Origin of the sequence: Bacillus paralicheniformis, from assembly GCF_001042485.2 — a bacterium.
GTDB lineage: Bacteria > Bacillota > Bacilli > Bacillales > Bacillaceae > Bacillus > Bacillus paralicheniformis.
In genome coordinates this window covers 164,078-180,509 of record NZ_LBMN02000001.1, presented here as the reverse complement: position 1 = coordinate 180,509, position 16,432 = coordinate 164,078, and the positions used below count along the sequence as shown (strand labels likewise).

At 47.1% G+C, this 16,432-nt stretch carries 14 protein-coding genes; 7 read left to right on the top strand and 7 right to left on the bottom strand.

The window, feature by feature from the left end; all coding sequences use genetic code 11:
- The first annotated feature begins 29 nt into the window (after positions 1–29).
- Positions 30–1,154 carry an aminotransferase class V-fold PLP-dependent enzyme gene (locus tag ACH97_RS00930; protein ID WP_020452933.1) on the top strand — a complete coding sequence of 375 codons (1,125 nt, stop codon included), beginning with the start codon at positions 30–32 and terminating at the stop codon, positions 1,152–1,154.
- Positions 1,155–1,230: 76 nt separating this feature from the next.
- Positions 1,231–1,641: a DUF5412 domain-containing protein gene (locus ACH97_RS00925; protein ID WP_020452934.1), complete on the top strand. Its 411-nt coding sequence runs from the start codon at positions 1,231–1,233 to the stop codon at positions 1,639–1,641.
- An 88-nt stretch (positions 1,642–1,729) separates the two neighbouring features.
- Here the strand turns inward: ACH97_RS00925 and ACH97_RS00920 are convergent, their stop codons facing one another.
- The 3 genes from ACH97_RS00920 to ACH97_RS00910 form a co-directional block, all read right to left on the bottom strand.
- Positions 1,730–2,614: a carboxylesterase gene (locus ACH97_RS00920; RefSeq protein WP_020452935.1), complete on the bottom strand. Its 885-nt coding sequence runs from the start codon at positions 2,612–2,614 to the stop codon at positions 1,730–1,732.
- A gap of 474 nt (positions 2,615–3,088) precedes the next feature.
- Positions 3,089–5,425 carry an RNA polymerase recycling motor HelD gene (gene helD, locus ACH97_RS00915; protein ID WP_048350391.1) on the bottom strand — a complete coding sequence of 779 codons (2,337 nt, stop codon included), beginning with the start codon at positions 5,423–5,425 and terminating at the stop codon, positions 3,089–3,091.
- 178 nt (positions 5,426–5,603) lie between these two features.
- Positions 5,604–6,212, bottom strand: a complete 609-nt coding sequence (locus tag ACH97_RS00910) for a trimeric intracellular cation channel family protein (RefSeq protein ID WP_003185205.1) — start codon at positions 6,210–6,212, stop codon at positions 5,604–5,606.
- A gap of 124 nt (positions 6,213–6,336) precedes the next feature.
- Between ACH97_RS00910 and ACH97_RS00905 the strand changes: the two genes are divergently transcribed.
- On the top strand, positions 6,337–6,867 hold the full coding sequence (locus ACH97_RS00905; protein WP_048350390.1) for a GrpB family protein: 531 nt from the start codon (positions 6,337–6,339) through the stop codon (positions 6,865–6,867).
- A gap of 95 nt (positions 6,868–6,962) precedes the next feature.
- On the opposite strand, the gene ACH97_RS00900 is transcribed toward ACH97_RS00905, so the two are convergent.
- The 4 genes from ACH97_RS00900 to ACH97_RS00885 all read right to left on the bottom strand — a co-directional run bounded on the left by ACH97_RS00900 (position 6,963) and on the right by ACH97_RS00885 (position 10,880).
- The gene (locus tag ACH97_RS00900; RefSeq protein WP_048350389.1) at positions 6,963–7,448 is read right to left on the bottom strand and encodes a GNAT family N-acetyltransferase; all 486 of its coding nucleotides are present in this window, start codon (positions 7,446–7,448) and stop codon (positions 6,963–6,965) included.
- A 96-nt stretch (positions 7,449–7,544) separates the two neighbouring features.
- Positions 7,545–7,958, bottom strand: coding sequence for a disulfide oxidoreductase (locus ACH97_RS00895; protein WP_048350388.1), 414 nt, complete (start codon positions 7,956–7,958; stop codon positions 7,545–7,547).
- Positions 7,948–8,643, bottom strand: coding sequence for a thioredoxin domain-containing protein (locus ACH97_RS00890; protein ID WP_048350387.1), 696 nt, complete (start codon positions 8,641–8,643; stop codon positions 7,948–7,950). Before ACH97_RS00890 ends, ACH97_RS00895 begins: the two co-directional genes overlap by 11 nt.
- A 125-nt stretch (positions 8,644–8,768) precedes the next feature.
- Entirely contained in the window at positions 8,769–10,880 is a 2,112-nt protein-coding gene (locus ACH97_RS00885) for a heavy metal translocating P-type ATPase (RefSeq protein WP_048350386.1), read from the bottom strand.
- A gap of 255 nt (positions 10,881–11,135) precedes the next feature.
- Between ACH97_RS00885 and ACH97_RS00880 the strand changes: the two genes are divergently transcribed.
- Genes ACH97_RS00880 through yicI form a run of 4 tightly spaced genes read left to right on the top strand, consistent with a single transcriptional unit; the run spans position 11,136 to position 16,427 of the window.
- A complete protein-coding gene (locus ACH97_RS00880) occupies positions 11,136–12,356 on the top strand; it encodes an ABC transporter substrate-binding protein (RefSeq protein ID WP_020452941.1) in 1,221 nt (406 codons plus the stop codon).
- Positions 12,357–12,382: 26 nt separating this feature from the next.
- The gene (locus ACH97_RS00875; RefSeq protein ID WP_020452942.1) at positions 12,383–13,276 is read left to right on the top strand and encodes a carbohydrate ABC transporter permease; all 894 of its coding nucleotides are present in this window, start codon (positions 12,383–12,385) and stop codon (positions 13,274–13,276) included.
- Positions 13,273–14,094: a carbohydrate ABC transporter permease gene (locus ACH97_RS00870; RefSeq protein ID WP_020452943.1), complete on the top strand. Its 822-nt coding sequence runs from the start codon at positions 13,273–13,275 to the stop codon at positions 14,092–14,094. Before ACH97_RS00875 ends, ACH97_RS00870 begins: the two co-directional genes overlap by 4 nt.
- Positions 14,095–14,117: 23 nt before the next feature.
- Complete coding sequence (gene yicI / locus ACH97_RS00865; RefSeq protein WP_020452944.1) at positions 14,118–16,427, top strand: alpha-xylosidase; 2,310 nt, start codon at positions 14,118–14,120, stop codon at positions 16,425–16,427.
- Positions 16,428–16,432: the final 5 nt, after the last annotated feature.

The following is a 16,432-nucleotide window of genomic DNA, read 5'->3' as shown; positions in this document are numbered from 1 at the left end:
CGCTCGAAGCTTTAATGAGGAGGGATATCATGAAGCATCCATTCCACACTTACCGTTCTTTATTTCCGATATTGTCTGGTCATGTTCACCTTGCCGCATGCTCCGGAAGCGCGTTGGCTCTGCCTGTTGCCAAAGCGGTTGATGAGTATCAGAACGGCCTTTTAACAGCCGGCGCAGACTGGAAAGCGCATCTCGACAAGATGGATGAAGCCAAGGAAAAATTCGCCCGGCTGATCGGTGCCGAAAAAGAAGAGATAGCCGTTTTGCCGTCAGTATCTGACGCAGTGGCGGCTGTCGCTGCTTCATTGCCGCAGCCACCACACCGAAGGCAGATCGCCTTCACGGATATCGATTTTCCTGCCGTCGGCCAAATTTGGCTTGCGCAAGACCGCTTCAAAGATCACCTCATCATCATTCAGAGCGAAGACGGGATGATTGACTTGGAACAATACGAAAAAGACGTTACCGATCAGACGCTCTTGACTTGTGTACCCCATGCCGGCTATCGGAACGGGTTTAAACAAGATGTAAAACAGATTGCCGAGATTGTTCATCAAAAAGGATCGCTTTTATTTGTCGACGCCTATCAAACCGCCGGACACATTCCGATTCATGTCAAAGACATGGATATCGACATCCTTGCGGCGGGGACGCGCAAGTACATGCTCGGCATTCCCGGAACGGCTTTTTTGTATATGAAACGCGAACTTTGCGGACAATTTGAGCCGAAGACGGCCGGCTGGTTCGGCAGGAACAAACCATTTGCCTTAGATTCATGCTTTGCGGAAGGTGCGAAACGCTTCGAGTCGGGGACACCGTCATTTATCAGCATTTACGCGGCAGACGCGGCACTGAGGCTGCTGCTTGAAGCAGAGCCCGACAGGATCGAGCCCTACCTGCGGGAGCTCGCGGCATTCTCTTTGCAATACGGGGCGGAAAAAGGCCTGAAGATCATAGGCCCCGAGACCGTACATAACAGAACAAGCCTGATCTCGGTGTATGCCGAAGAGGCTGGCCGTATGGAAGCTCTCTTGCGTGAAAAGCATATCATCGTCTCAGCGCGAAACAACGTCATCAGAATAGCCCCGCATTTTTACAATACAAAGGAGGAAATCGGGTTTGTGATGGATGAGATGGCGGCGCTCTTTGGTTAACCCTGCTTCAAAATAGACAGAATACGATTTTTTCCTTAAACTATAAAAAACAATTTTCACCAAGGAATGAGACAAATTGGAGCTTTATATTGACGGAGAAATAGAAGAGCAGAGGAAGCCACCGTGCCGAAGCGTCTTGTTTGCTATTTTGGCTGTTTTGCTTGCGTCAGGCATTCCCATCGGATATATCGTGTATACGCATTTTTACTCGATGAATCATCTGCCGAAAGGAAATTGGATTCAGTCTTCCGCTTCGCCGAATCAAGCATACAACCTGAATTTGTATAGCGTGAATAAAGGCGGGGGAACGAACTCCCCTTCCGTCAGAGGGGAATTGACAACGGTTGCCACCGGTGAACGAAAAAACATCTATTGGGGATACGAAGAAGAACATGTCAAAATCGAATGGCAGGACAAATACCATGTGTCCATCAACAACAACGTGCTGGATGTCAGAACTGATATATATGATGGAAGAAGAGAGTGACAGCGTCACTCTCAGCCTTTGAAAAAAGTTTGTATGACCGCTCGTATAAGCCGCTGCATCTCCATGAAATGGACAACAAAACTGTGGTTTATTTACTGAAAAAACGTAATATACGTTCATTTACGTATTGAGGCTTTTCCATTGATAAAACGTGACCTGCCTGTTTTATGATTTCCGCTTTAATACCTGGAACTAATGTTGAGGCGCGATGTAAGGCTGATTGCGGGTCATAGATGACTTCATGTTCACCCAGCAATAATAGAATAGGGACTTTTACTGATTTTAATTCGTCGTCAGTGAAAACATACGGAAATCCGTCAGCGTTAGGCCTTGGCTGTCTTAATCCATCCTGCCACATTACGCCTGCATGAAACTGCTCTGCAAAAACCGGGTGTAACACATTACGATCTGTCATCATCCAATTTAAGAAATTCTCTACTCCATCAGGCTCTGTGAGGCTAAGAGCGTATTGATAAAAATCGTGATGAAACGGCAAAAATGTTTCCGCGGGACTAAGGATCGCTGCGCTCTCTACTCTCTCTGGCGCACGTAAAGCGAAATTCATCGTATGAAGCCCGCCAAGCGAAAGACCAACCATGTGCGACTTCTCTATCCCCAAAGCGTCGAACACTTCGAGAAGCCAATCAGCGTAACCCGCCCTCGTACCGCATAAATCTGCAGGGATGCTTTTGTTCTTATCACCTATGATATCAATTGCGTATGTTCGGTATTTGCTGCTCCAATCCTCGATATTGGGGTACCACATAGTGGAACTGAATAATGCGCCGTGAAGCAATACAAGCGGCGGGGCATCTTCAGGTCCGCTTGCAATAATATGCGTTTGGCCGAAACGGGTAGATACGTAGAAAGTTTTGTAATGAACTGGCCAAAGACCAAGGCTTTCCTTATAAGCCCGAAAATAGCGAATGCCGCTGTCACTTAAATCAGGGGTAATCGGTGAATGGTTTGACATGAAATATTTCCCTCCCAATAAATCCTCTTCAAATGAATATGCCGTTTCGTGCAGGGGAGTTTGTCATTATATATAACAGACTCTATATATAATATATTACAGAATAAATTAATCATCAAATTCCAATTTTAAAAAGCTTTATATTATGATACAGAACTATAAAATTTAATATAACAGATTTTAATTAACGATTTCGATTTCGTAATCTCCTGCATGTAAAATGAAAATAGAAAATATGTTATATATCCTCAAGAAAAAGAGAAGCGATTTGATGAATAAAAGCTTTTATATTATTTAGCCAGACCACTTTCCTCTATATACGCTGGAAATCATTTCATTTTTGTTTAAGATGACAAACTCTTTAACCTGCCAGAATATGAAGAAGATTGCCACAGACTCAGCCTAGTGTAGAAAAGTTTGTAAATAAAAAAACTTATGGAAACAATGGTTTCTCCAAAAAAGAGAGTGACACCGTCACTCTCTTTTCGTATACATATCATTTGAAACACCGTTTAAAAAATGCGTTTCCTTTCCAAGGGAAAAGAGATGGAGCTCATGCATCGCCCTCGTGCACGCCGTATAAAACAGAGTCCGCTCTCTCTCTTTTTTGTATTGTTTTTCAGAAGCGTCATAAATGACGACGGCATCAAATTCGATCCCTTTCGCCAAATAGACGGGAATGACGATCACGCCTTTTTGAAACGTTCTCGTTTCTTTATCGATCAGTTTAAGCTCTGTATGCTGCTGAAGATGCCGGAACGCATCCCTGCATTCCCGGACTGTTTTACAGATGACTGCAATCGTCTCAAGTCCTTCTTTTTGAAGGGCGGTTATAAGGGAAGCCATCTGTTTATGGTGTGCATGAAGGTCGGCCAATATTGTCAAAGTCGGTTTTTTGCCGTTCCTGTTAAAGGCTTCGATCTCTTCGCCTCCCTCGATAATGCGCTTTGTCAATTCAACAATTTCTTTCGTCGACCTGTAGCTGCGCTTCAAGGTGATGATCTCCGTTTTTTCGCCTTCAAACACGCCTCCCGACAGGAGCGTCTTATCGTGATACGCATGGGCAAGAATCGCCTGGTTTAAGTCTCCCAGCATTGTGATGCTGCACGCGGGAAACAGGCTCTTCAAAAAAGCAAGCTGAAAAGGCGTGTAATCCTGGGCTTCATCAATGAATAAATGGCGGATTGCCCTGTTTTTTCTCCCGCCTGTCAGCTGGTTTTTCATATATAAAAAAGGGACGGCATCTTCATAAGGCAGCTTCTCAAAACGAAAGCTTTTCCGGGTGAATGTGCAAGTGCTTTGCCAGTCATCAGGACGGGTTTGCGGGGTATAGCGCCCGGAAAAAAGCTGAAGGTACGTTCCTTTAAAATCAATAAAGCCGAACGCTTTTACCGCTTGCTTGAGCGGTTTGAACTCCCTTTCGGCAATGATAGCGGCAAGGAGGTTTTGTTCCCTTTCATAATCGTCAAACGTATTCTCCGTAAATCGCTGTTCTTCCTGAAGACGTTTATAGGCCTTTAAATATTCCTCTTTATCCAGCAGCTCGCTTTCCTCGATGACCCAGTCTTTTTTTCTTTCTTGGCGTTCGTATTTGTTCAGCAGCTGTAACAGCCATTTCCCCGTTTTTTCAATCCGGTTGGACAGCGTATCTGCATGATCAAGGGCCGCGAAAAATTCCCGCACCTGATCGCTTGTAATGATCCTTTTTCCGCGAAAGGCGATATGTTTAAACACCAGATCCAGACGCCCTTTTGCCAAACATTTGACATAATCATCGATAATGCCTTTGAAGGCCAGACCTGATTTCAATTCGATTGATTTCATCCGGATGCGCTGCTCCTCATCGTCTGAAGCCGTTAAACAATATTCGAGCTGATCGAACGGAGTCTCGCACGAAACCTGCTTTCCAAGGCGGCGCGCCACAAATTCCTGGAATGTCGTCTGCTGGATGTTTTCCTCTCCGAGCTCAGGCAGAACATTGGCGACATAGCTGTTAAAAAGCAGGTTTGGCGAGAATAGCAGCATCTGGCTCGACTCGATCTGCCCGCGGCCGCGGTACAGCAAATACGCAGCCCGCTGCAATGCCGCCGACGTTTTTCCGCTGCCAGCCGCTCCCCGAACAATTAAAAAGCGGCTCCTTTCGTTCCGAATAATCTGATTCTGTTCTTTTTGAATCGTGGCGACGATGCTTTTCATCTGAATATCTGCCTGCTGCCCCAGGACTTCCTGAAGGACTTCATCTCCAATCGCCATATCCGTATTAAACATCGCTTTCAGCCGGCCGTTTTTGAAGAGAAATTGCCTTTTCAGCTCAATCGTTCCCCTGACTGTCTCGTCCGGAACTTCGTATTGAGCCGCACCGGGACCATAGTTGTAAAACAGACTTGAAATCGGCGCTCTCCAATCATAAATCAAAAACCGCTCTTCTTTTTCGTCCATTAAAGAGGCGAGTCCGATGTAGACGGATTCAGCGTTTTCTTCGCCGTCCTCCAAAAAATCTACGCGGCCGAAATAAGGCGATTCTTTCACTTTTAACAAGTTTTTCAACTCGTTGTAAAACTGCTTATGGCTCCTTTCCCTTTCAGCCAAAAACTCAGCCTGCTGTTTAATGCTAAAAAATGTTTCAACCGCTTCATTTTCATCGGCCAAGTTTACGGTGACATCGCTCCAGAAATGTTTCCGTAAATCGATGATATCCTCCTTCAATCCGCCGGTCTTTCCCTTTAGAGAATGAAGCTTCTGATCCAATTCCTTTAAAACAAGCCGGATTCGTTTTTCCTCTTCCAGCCATTCCTGACCGTTTTCCTGCACGCTGACCACTCCCTAAAAAGATTTGACATCAAAAAATATTCATGATAAAATAAAAATGGATAATACTATAATATTTGAAATTTTATGTTAAAATACACTTCATCTTATCATATAACCTTTGGTCAAATCAATATAAAAAGCCGATTTTTCAATCAACGAAAAATCGGCTTTTTTCTATTCAGCTGTGGGATCGCAGCGAACGATTCGGCAGCTTCCAGTTAAACATGTACGAACATACGCGGCATGCGACCAGCAAAGCAAACAGGATATACAGCGTGAGCGGTTTCTCCGCCCAGCCCATGCCGATAATGAATCCGCCCAAAGCGGCCCAAACGGCGTAGATCTCGGTTTTCAGCACGAGCGGCTTTCTTCCGGCCAAAAGGTCCCGGATCATTCCGCCGCCGCTTCCTGTTAAGACCGCCGCAACGATCACCGCGCTGACCGGATGGTTCATGTGAACGGCATAAAGCGCTCCTTGTATCGCAAATGCGGCAAGACCGATCGCGTCTGAAAAGCTCCCCCAGATGCTCCAGTGCTTTAACAGGAGCTTCGGAAACAAAAAAACGATCGTGATCGAAACAAGAGCGATTAGAAACAGGCTCCCCTGCTCCCATAAGGCGGACACCGGAACTCCGATGAGCAGGTTTCTGATCGCCCCTCCGCCGAACGCTGTCACAATCCCCAATATATAAACTCCTAAAATATCATACTCTTCTTCCATTGCAACGATCGCTCCGCTGATCGCAAAAGCGACGGTGCCGATGATGCTCAACACTTCCCAAGCCATCTAAGGTGTCCTCCATACTAAACTTCAATCTTTTTGATTTTATAACTTCTCCAACCTTTAAATCAACCCTCTCTGAATCAAAATATCTTATAATATAAAAAGACGTTTTTAAAGGGGTGAAAACATGGAACAGGAGATCATCATCGAAAAAGCGAAAGCCGGGTGGGTCCAGGAATTTGAATCTGAAAAACAGCGGCTCACGGATGCCCTCGGAAAAAAAGTTATCGCTGTCGAACATATCGGCAGCACCTCTGTTCCCGGCCTTGCGGCAAAACCGGTGCTCGATCTGATGGCCGGCGTCAACAGTCTCAGCGAAGCTTCAGCGTGGATCGAACCGCTTGAGCAGCTCGGTTATGAGCACGTATTTCACGAAGCCTTCCCGGCCAGGCGCTTTTTTCGAAAGGGGATGTGGAGGGCGGGCACACACCATCTGCACGTATATGTTTTTCAAAGCGAAGAATGGAAAAACCAGCTGAGATTCCGAAATTATTTAAGAAAGCACTCCGCCGAGCGGCAAGAATATGAAACATTGAAAAAAACCTTGGCGCAGCGCTTTCCATATGACCGCACCTCCTACACAAAGGGAAAAGAATCGTTCATTAAAGCCGTGATTGAGAAAGCAAAACATTTGGAAAGGAGCGGCCCGGCATGCTGAAAAAGACAAAACATAAATTGCTTACAATAGCCATCGCCTTCATTATGGCGGTTTTGTTATACTACTATGTCCAAGTCACGAAGTGAAAGCGGGCATTATACGCGCAAGGCCATTCGGACCGTTTTGAGGATATGCCCTTCAAAGTCTTCATCATATTCGGAGACATCCTCAAAACCCCTCGCCTTGTAAAAGTTTTTTCCGGTGCGGTTTTCCGTTTCAACCTCTACAAAGATCTTTTTTACTCCCTCCAAATGTTTTAGCCCCTCTTCCAATAATGCGGTTCCGATGCCTTTTCCTTGGTGTTCCGGGGCTAAATAAATGGCAGCGAGATAGGCCTCCCCTCCTTCTCTGACAAAGGAGTAGTTAGCAAAGCCGACGATTTTTCCGTCCGCTTCTGAAACGAGCATTAACGAGTGTTCCAAACGCTGCTGCATTCTCTCATCATTGTACGCTTTCTGCAAGAATTTCTCTTGAATATCGAAAGGGATTATCCCTTCATAAGTGTGATTCCAGCTTGTTTTGGCAATCTGCTGCACTTGTCGGATGTCTTGCTTTTTCATTTTACGAATCTTAATTTCCATCCTCATCATCCTTATCCATTTGATAATTTCCAAATATTATAGCATTTATTTTGTTGAACATGTAAAAAAAAAGAGCATTGTCAGACAATGCTCTTTTTACTCGTCTTTCCCCTTGAGAAAGCACATAAAAATGATAATCAAAATAAATGCGATAAGGGCGAGAAACGGAATCGTGATGAAACCGAACCAATTGATATACTGCCCTGAGCAAGGCACTCCTGTGACACACGGTTTAATACCGTTGAATCCGGGAATTTTTTGTTCCATGTAATGCATCAGGGAAATGCCTGCGCCGATCACCGCCATCGGCAGCACGTATTTTTTCACGCGGGCATCGCCCTGAAATGTCGCAATTCCAAGGATCAGCACGAGCGGATACATCATAATCCGCTGATACCAGCACAGTTCGCAAGGAATGAATTTACGGATTTCGCTGAAGTACAGGCTGCCTAGCGTCGCCGTTAATGAGACGATCCAGGCGCCGTACAGAAAAAACAGTTTATTTTTCATCAGACTGGCCTTTCAGCTCTTTGTCGATCGTTTCTTTGATTTTGTCATAATCAAACGGTTTGTCGATTTTTACGCCGTTGACAAAGATTGTCGGCGTCGAGTCTACTTCGTATTTGCTGATGAGCGAATTGTCCGTTTTTAATTGCTCAGCGAACGTTTTGTCATTTAAGCTGCTGACGAGCTTATCGCGTTTGATTTTCGTATTCGCTTCCGTGATGTCCGCCAATTTTGCCGGCGTCGCCCACTCGTTTTCCATCGTGTCATTGTCAGGCTGCGCTTTGTACAACGCTTCATGGAATTTCCAGAATGAAGCCGGATCTTCCTTCCATACTTGCTCGGAAGCGAGGGCGCTCAATTCAGAGCCTCTGCCGTGCTGTTCATTGACGAAGTTAATATATGAAAAATTAACTTGATCTTTATCGATGTAATCCTTTTTCAAATCCGGAAAGACGGTCTCAGTCCACTGTTTGCAGCTGGGACACTTGTAATCCCCGAATTCTGTGATCGTTACAGTCGCATCTTTGTTGCCAAGAAGCGGCTGTCCTTCAATTGAAGGCTTGTCATCAAAGGTTTGCGAAGCATTTTGGGTTTGATTGTTGATTACGACAAGTGCGCCGATCAGAAAAACGACCATGACTGTCATAATCACTGCAAATTTCATCGGTGACTGCTGTTTCTTCTTCACTTAGACACCTCATTATTCTTATTTTTTAGTATGCCAGTTTGATAACCTCTTTCATTTTAACAAGACAAGCCGCATTCGTGAAGATGCTAAAAAAGGAATTTCCAGTTCATTAGGTGGTAAAAAAGTTACATTTCTTTCACTTTTAAAACCCTCATCGCATTTAAAACGGCTAAAAGGGTAACACCGACGTCTGAAAAGACGGCTTCCCACATCGTCGCGATGCCGAAAGCACCCAAGATGAGAAAAACACTTTTAACGCCGAGCGCAAAGATAATATTCTGCCAGACAATCGCCCTCGTCCGCTTGGCAATGCTGACGGCTTCCGCAATTTTTGAAGGCTGATCCGTCATGATCACAATATCAGCCGCTTCGACTGCCGCATCAGAGCCAAGGCCTCCCATGGCAACCCCGATATCCGCTCTCGCCAAGACCGGCGTATCGTTGATGCCGTCTCCTGCGAATAGCAGCTTTTCTTTTGGAAGCTTTTGCTTGTCAAATGCTTCAATGCGGTCCACCTTATGCTGCGGAAGAAGCTCCGCATGCACTTCATCAATGGACAGTTCCGCGCCGACCGCCTCACCGGTCTCTTTCGCGTCGCCCGTCAGCATCACCGTTTTTTTAATCCCCGCTTTTTTCAAAGCAGAGATCGCACGCTTGGCATCCTCTTTGATTTCGTCTGCGATAACAATCGAGCCGATAAACGTATCGCCGGCGGCTACATAAACAACGGTACCGATTTCGCTTTCCTCTTGATACTCTATGCCGAATTTCTTCATGAGCTTGGCATTGCCGGCCAAAATGACGGCTCCGTCTACAACCGCTCTGACGCCGAAGCCGGCCGTCTCGCTGTAATCCTTGATGCGATCCGCTTGGACTTCCTTCCCGTATGCTTCACGGATCGACTCGGCGATCGGGTGGCCTGAGAAATGTTCGGCAAGCGCCGCATATTCAAGCAGTTCATCTTCTTTGACACGGCCTGCCGGCGAGAGCTTAACAACGGCAAATTCGCCTTTTGTTAAAGTGCCTGTTTTGTCAAAAACGGCGTATTTGACATCATTGAGCGCTTCTAAATAATTGCCGCCTTTTACGAGTATACCCGTTTTTGACGCTGCTCCGATGCCGCCGAAAAAGCCGAGCGGAATGGAAACGACGAGGGCGCACGGACAAGAAATGACCAAAAAGACGAGGGCCCGGTACACCCAATCCGACAGCGCGGCTCCGGAAATGATCAGCGGCGGGACAAAAGCGAGAAGAAGCGCGACTATGACAACAAAAGGCGTGTAGTACTTGGCGAATTTGGTGATAAAGTTCTCTGTTTTTGCTTTTCTGCTGCTGGCATTCTGGACGAGGTCAAGAATCTTTGAAACGGTTGATTCACTGTATTCTTTGTCCACTTTCACTTCAAGCACGCCGTTTTTGTTGACAAATCCGCTCAGCACCTCTTCGCCCGGCACGGCTTCTCGCGGAACGGATTCCCCGGTTAATGCGGACGTATCGACAAGCGATTTGCCCGCTCGCACTTTGCCGTCAAGCGGGACTTTCTCTCCTGGCTTGACGATGATGACATCGCCCGCTTTAACCTCATCAGGAGATACTTTAACCGTACCGCCTTCCGTTTGAAGATTGGCGTAATCGGGACGGATGTCCATCAAATCGCTGATCGATTTCCTGGAGCGGCTGACCGCGGCTCCCTGGAACAGCTCGCCTATTTGATAGAACAGCATAACCGCCACACCCTCGGGATACTGCTGAATGATAAATGCACCCAGAGTGGCGATCGTCATTAAAAAGTGCTCATCAAAAACCCGGCCGCGAAAGATGTTTTTGACGGCCCTTAATACGACATCACCGCCGATGATGAGGTAAGCAAGGAAAAAGAGAATCCACTCAGCTGCGGTACCGCCGGGAAACAGAAAGCCCGCCGCGCCGAGAACGGTTCCTGCAGCCAGTCTTGCAACCGTTTTTTTAAACCGGCCATCACCTTCGGATGGAGCTTGTTTTGTCCCTTCCTTCAACTTCACGTTGACGTGCGGTTCGATCTCGGTTACTTTTTTCTTTATTTTTGAAGAAATGTCTTCGCCGCTGTTTTGGTCGACTTTGACAGTCAGCGTGCTTGTTGCAAAATTGACTGAACACGCTTCAATCCCTTTCATACCGGCTATCTCATGCTCAATTTTTTGTGCGCAATTGCCGCAGTCGAGACCGTTTAACATGTATTCCTGCTTCACCTTTTCCATCTCTCTCACCTTTCTTTTTCAGCGCCGGGCTTTATTTTATATATGAGCATATACGCATATATTATTTATCCTTATTATATGCTTCATTCGAAAAATGTGTCAATCGATCTTTGTTATCATACGCACCGGACTGTTTCCGCGTTTTACCCTGCTTTCGCGCCTGCGAAACTCTGCTGGCATATTAGAAGCGATGCCCAAATATACTTAGTTTAGCTATTAAACTAACAAGCTTTTTTTCATAAGGAGTGAGCGTTTTTGAAAAAATCGTGTCTGATGATCATCTGCCTCGCCCTTCTTCTCGTTTTTTCCGCAGGCTGCAAAAGTGGCACCAACGCCGGCGCAAAGCATGCGGAAGAAATCAAAGTCTGGGATTATTTCACCGGCAGACAGCAGGAACTTTATCATGAACTTGTCGACCAGTACAATCGGTCTCAGGATCGGTACAAAGTCGTAACAGAGTACATTCCTTTTAATGAAGTGAAAAAGCAGCTGTCTGTCGGAGCAGCCGGCAATGCCATGCCTGACGCCGTTTTCCTTGACAATGTCGACAATGCCTCATTCGCCGCCATGGGCGTGCTCGAAGATTTAACAGAGAAAGTCGAGCAATGGGGGCAGGCTGACCGGTATTATGAGGGGCCGCTCTCATCAGCCGTATATGAAGAGAAGTACTACGGCATCCCTTTCGCAAGCAATGCGCTTGCTTTGTTTTACAACAAAGACCTCTTGAAGGATGCAGGGATTTCCAAGCCGCCTGAAACGTGGAGCGAGCTGAAAAAAGCAGCGAAAAAAACGAGCAAAGGCCAAACGAAAGGATTTGCCCTGTCAGCCGTCAAATCAGAGGAAAGCGCTTTTCAATTTTATCCGTTCCTTTTGTCTTCCGGAGCAGATTTAAAACAGCTGCATTCAAAAGAAGCAGCCTCTTCCCTGCAGTTTTTAACGGATCTGGTCAAAGAAGGCGCAATGAGCAAGGAAGTGTTAAACGCCACCCAGGATGATCTGGCCAGACAGTTTGCAGCAGGTCAGCTCGCTATGATGATCAACGGCTCCTGGAATATTGAACGGCTGAGAGAAGCCGGTCACTTACATTACGGGATTACCTTCATCCCGAAGGATCAAACATTCGCTTCCGCCCTTGGCGGGGAAAATATGGCAGTCGTTAAAGGAAAAAACACCGACGGCGCCTGGGATTTCATCACTTGGCTGATCGATCCGGAGCGGCTCGAAACGCTGACAGCGGAAACAGGTGTATTCCCGCCGCGTAAGGATTTGCTCGAATCATCAAGTCATTGGAAAACAGATGACAATTTAAAAGCCTTCATTCCAATCATGGAGATTGCATCAGCCCGCGGCCCTTCGAAAAACTGGCCGAAAATTTCGGAAGCTTTACAGACGGCCCTGCAGGAAGCATTGAGCGAAAGCAAAACGCCGAAAGAAGCGCTGGATGAGGCCGCACAAAAAATCAACGCCTTAAACTAGCTTTAAGCGCACGAAGGAGTTTTGACATGATCAAAGCCATCATTCGTAAATGGGAAGGATGCTTCTATTTGTTCCCGGCCGTTCTTTTTATGCTTACCCTTATCGGTTATCCTCTCATCTACAACATAATTCTCAGCTTTCAAAACGTGTCGCTTGCAAATATAGCATCAAAGGATATCAGCTTTATAGGAATCGACAATTATCAGCGGCTTGCGCAGGATAAAGTATTTTGGGCATCTTTAAAAAACACGCTGCTCTACACGGCTGGAAGCGTCGTTTTTCAGTTTGCAATCGGCTTTTTGCTCGCTTTGTTTTTCAGCATGAAATTTCGGCTTGCCCCGTTTCTCAGGGGATTGATGATGGTGAGCTGGCTCATTCCGCTGACGGTTACGGCGCTTTTATTCAAGTTTATGATGGCTTCAAATGAAGGCGTGTTCAATCAGCTGCTCCTATCATGGGGAATGATCGACAATCCAATCCCCTGGCTGTCAGATCCGAAGATTGCCATCTGGTCCGTTATTATCGCCAACATCTGGGTCGGCATTCCCTTTAATATGCTGCTCATATCCGCCGGTCTCAGCTCCCTTCCGGAAGACGTCTATGAAAGCGCAAGCCTTGACGGCGCCAATGCTTTTCAGAAATTCATTCATCTGACCCTACCCTTATTGCGGCCGGTGATCACCGTCGTCATGATGCTCGGCTTCATTTATACGTTCAAAGTGTTCGACCTTGTGTTTGTGATGACTGGAGGCGGCCCCGTGCACGCCACTGAAGTCCTGTCAACCGTCAGCTACCGCTACTCCTTTGACGAATTTCAATTCAGCATGGGCGCAGCAAGCGCCAATGTCCTGTTTTTCATTCTTCTTTTGGTCAGTCTTGTCTATTTGCGGCTGATCAAAAAAGATGAGGTGATGTCATGAAAACGAAGCAAAAGGAATGGCTCTTTAACATTATTGGCGTCCTCGTTACGGCCGGCTTTTTATTCCCCGTTTACTGGATGATCGCCACAGCTTTCAAAAGCGAGGCAGAATTGTTTAAAACACCGCCTTTATTGTGGCCCGAGACATTCCGGACGGCCGGCTTCGAAGCTGTGTTCACTTCAGGCATCGCCGGATACTTTTTGAACAGCCTGCTGATTTCCGGGGCGGCTGCCGCCATCGTTCTCATATTGGCCGTTCCTTCCGCCTACGGCTTGGCGCGCTTTCGGATCAAGGGCAAAAAAATGTTCATTTTACTGTTTCTCATCACGCAAATGCTGCCTGCCACCGTTGTTTTGACTCCGCTGTTTATCGCCTTTAATCAGCTGAACATATTAAACACGTATATCGGACCGATTTTGACGGGAGCAACGCTCGGCGTTCCTTTTTCGGTATTAATGCTCAGAACTTTTTTTCTCGGGATTCCCAAGGACCTTGAGGATGCGGCCAAAATCGACGGCTGCAGCCGTTTTACCGCATTCATCCGCATTATTTTGCCTATCAGCGTACCCGGGATTGCCGTCAGCGGAGCGGTTTCCTTCTTTTTCACATGGGGAGATTTGATTTACAGCATGACATTCAACCGAAATCAGGAGCTGTGGCCGCTGACGGCCGGCATTTACAATGTGATCAGCCAATACGGAATCCAGTGGAATGATCTGATGGCATTTGCCGTTTTATCGGTTTTGCCTGTCATCATCATTTTTATACTGCTTCAAAAGCAGCTTGTTAAAGGTCTGATCAGCGGATCCATCAAGTAAAAATAGAAAGGGTGTTTTCGATCATGAAATTTTCAGACGGCTACTGGCTGACGCGCGAAGGATATCACATCAACACGCCAAAAGAAGCCTACGCCCGAATGATTGATCAGCAATCATTGACTGTATACGGGCCTGTCAAAGCGGTTCAAAAGCGCGGGGACACGCTGGACACCCGCATGCTCACCGTCAGATTTTCGAGTCCTCTTGAAGACGTGATCCGTGTGCAAGTGTCCCATTTTCAAGGGGAAACGCCTCGCAAGCCCGAGTTTCAGCTGGATATGACAGACGTTGAGCCGGTTATCTCCGAACAAGATGATGCGCTGACCTTCCAAAGCGGCAGCCTGTGCGTTGAGGTGAGCAAAAGCGGTTGGCGCTACCAATTTTCACGTGATGGACAGAGCCTGACCGCAAGCGAATCGAATAGCCTCGCCTATATCACGAGCAATGACGGGCGCACCTTTATGAGGGAACAGCTCAACATCGGCGTCGGCGAATTGATCTACGGTCTCGGCGAGCGTTTTACGGCATTCGTGAAAAACGGCCAAACCGTAGACATCTGGAATCAGGACGGCGGCACAAGCACGGAGCAGGCGTATAAAAATGTGCCGTTCTATTTGTCAAACAAAGGGTACGGTGTTTTTGTCAATCATCCCGAGCTCGTTTCGTATGAAATCGGTTCTGAAGTCGTATCCAAAGCGCAGTTTTCGGTCGAAGGGGAAACGCTTGACTATTTTATCATCAGCGGTGCTGAACCGAAGGATGTTTTGAAACGCTATGCGTCGTTAACGGGAAAACCGGCGCTTCCCCCGGCCTGGTCTTTCGGCCTCTGGCTGTCCACATCGTTTACAACCGACTATTCTGAGGAAACCGTGACACGTTTCATCGACGGGATGACCGAACGCGGCATCCCGCTCAGCGTGTTTCATTTTGACTGCTTCTGGATGAAAGAATTTGAATGGTGCAATTTCGAATGGGATGAACGATATTTTAAGCAGCCTGAAGCTATGCTCAGCCGCCTGAAAGATAAGGGGTTGAAAATATGCGTCTGGATCAACCCTTACATCGCCCAAAAATCGAAGCTTTTTCAGGAAGGAAAAGAACACGGCTACTTTTTAAAAAACAGCCGGGGGGATGTGTGGCAGTGGGACCGGTGGCAGGCCGGCATGGCAATCGTCGACTTCACCAATCGAAAAGCGCGTGACTGGTATTGTTCAAAACTTGAAAGCCTGCTCGACATGGGCGTCGACTGTTTCAAGACCGATTTCGGAGAACGGATTCCGAGAGACGCGGTTTACTTTGACGGATCAGACCCCGACAGAATGCACAATTATTATTCTTTTTTATACAACAAAACCGTATTTGACCTGTTGAAGCAAAAGCGCGGCGAACGGGAAGCGGTCGTGTTTGCAAGGTCGGCGACGGCCGGAGGCCAGCAATTTCCCGTACACTGGGGCGGGGATTGTTTTGCCAGCTATGATTCAATGGCTGAAAGCCTTCGCGGCGGCCTGTCGCTTTCCCTTTCAGGCTTCGGCTTCTGGAGCCACGATATCGGCGGATTTGAAAGCACGGCAACAGCCGATTTGTATAAGCGCTGGACCGCATTCGGCCTCTTGTCGACGCACAGCCGCCTGCACGGGAGCGAATCATATCGCGTTCCGTGGCTGTTTGACGAAGAAGCGGCCGATGTGATGCGGTATTTTGTCAAACTGAAGCACAGGCTGATGCCTTATTTGTACGCCGCCGCGCATGAAGCGCACGCTGAAGGCATTCCGATGATGCGGGCGATGCTCCTCGAATTTCCCGGGGACAACACTTGCCACTGGCTTGACAGACAGTACATGCTCGGCGGAAGACTCCTCGTCGCTCCCGTTTTTCAGGAAGACGGCGTTGTCCGTTATTATTTGCCAAAAGGCACCTGGACACACCTTTTGACGGGAAAAGAGACGGAAGGCGGAGAATGGAAAGAAGAACAGTACGGGTATATGGGGCTTCCCCTGTTCGTCAGGGAAAATACGCTGCTGCCGCTCGGGCAGGAATCCGGGCGACCTGATTATGATTATCTCGACGGTGTGACGTTCTGCCTTTACCAATTAAAAGACGGCTGCACAGCCGAACAGACGATTTACAATGAAAAGTGCGAAGCAATGACAGTCAGAGCTTCACGGCATGAAAATACGATTACCGTGAAAACAACAGGCGTCCAAAAGAAATGGAAGCTGCTCATCCGCGATCTGTCTGTCACTTCTGTCATAAACGGCGCAGCGGAAGCGCTTCAGGAGGGAACAGCAATTCAGCCAAAAGAAAAGGACCGGGATGTCTTCATTTTTTTCTAAAAGGA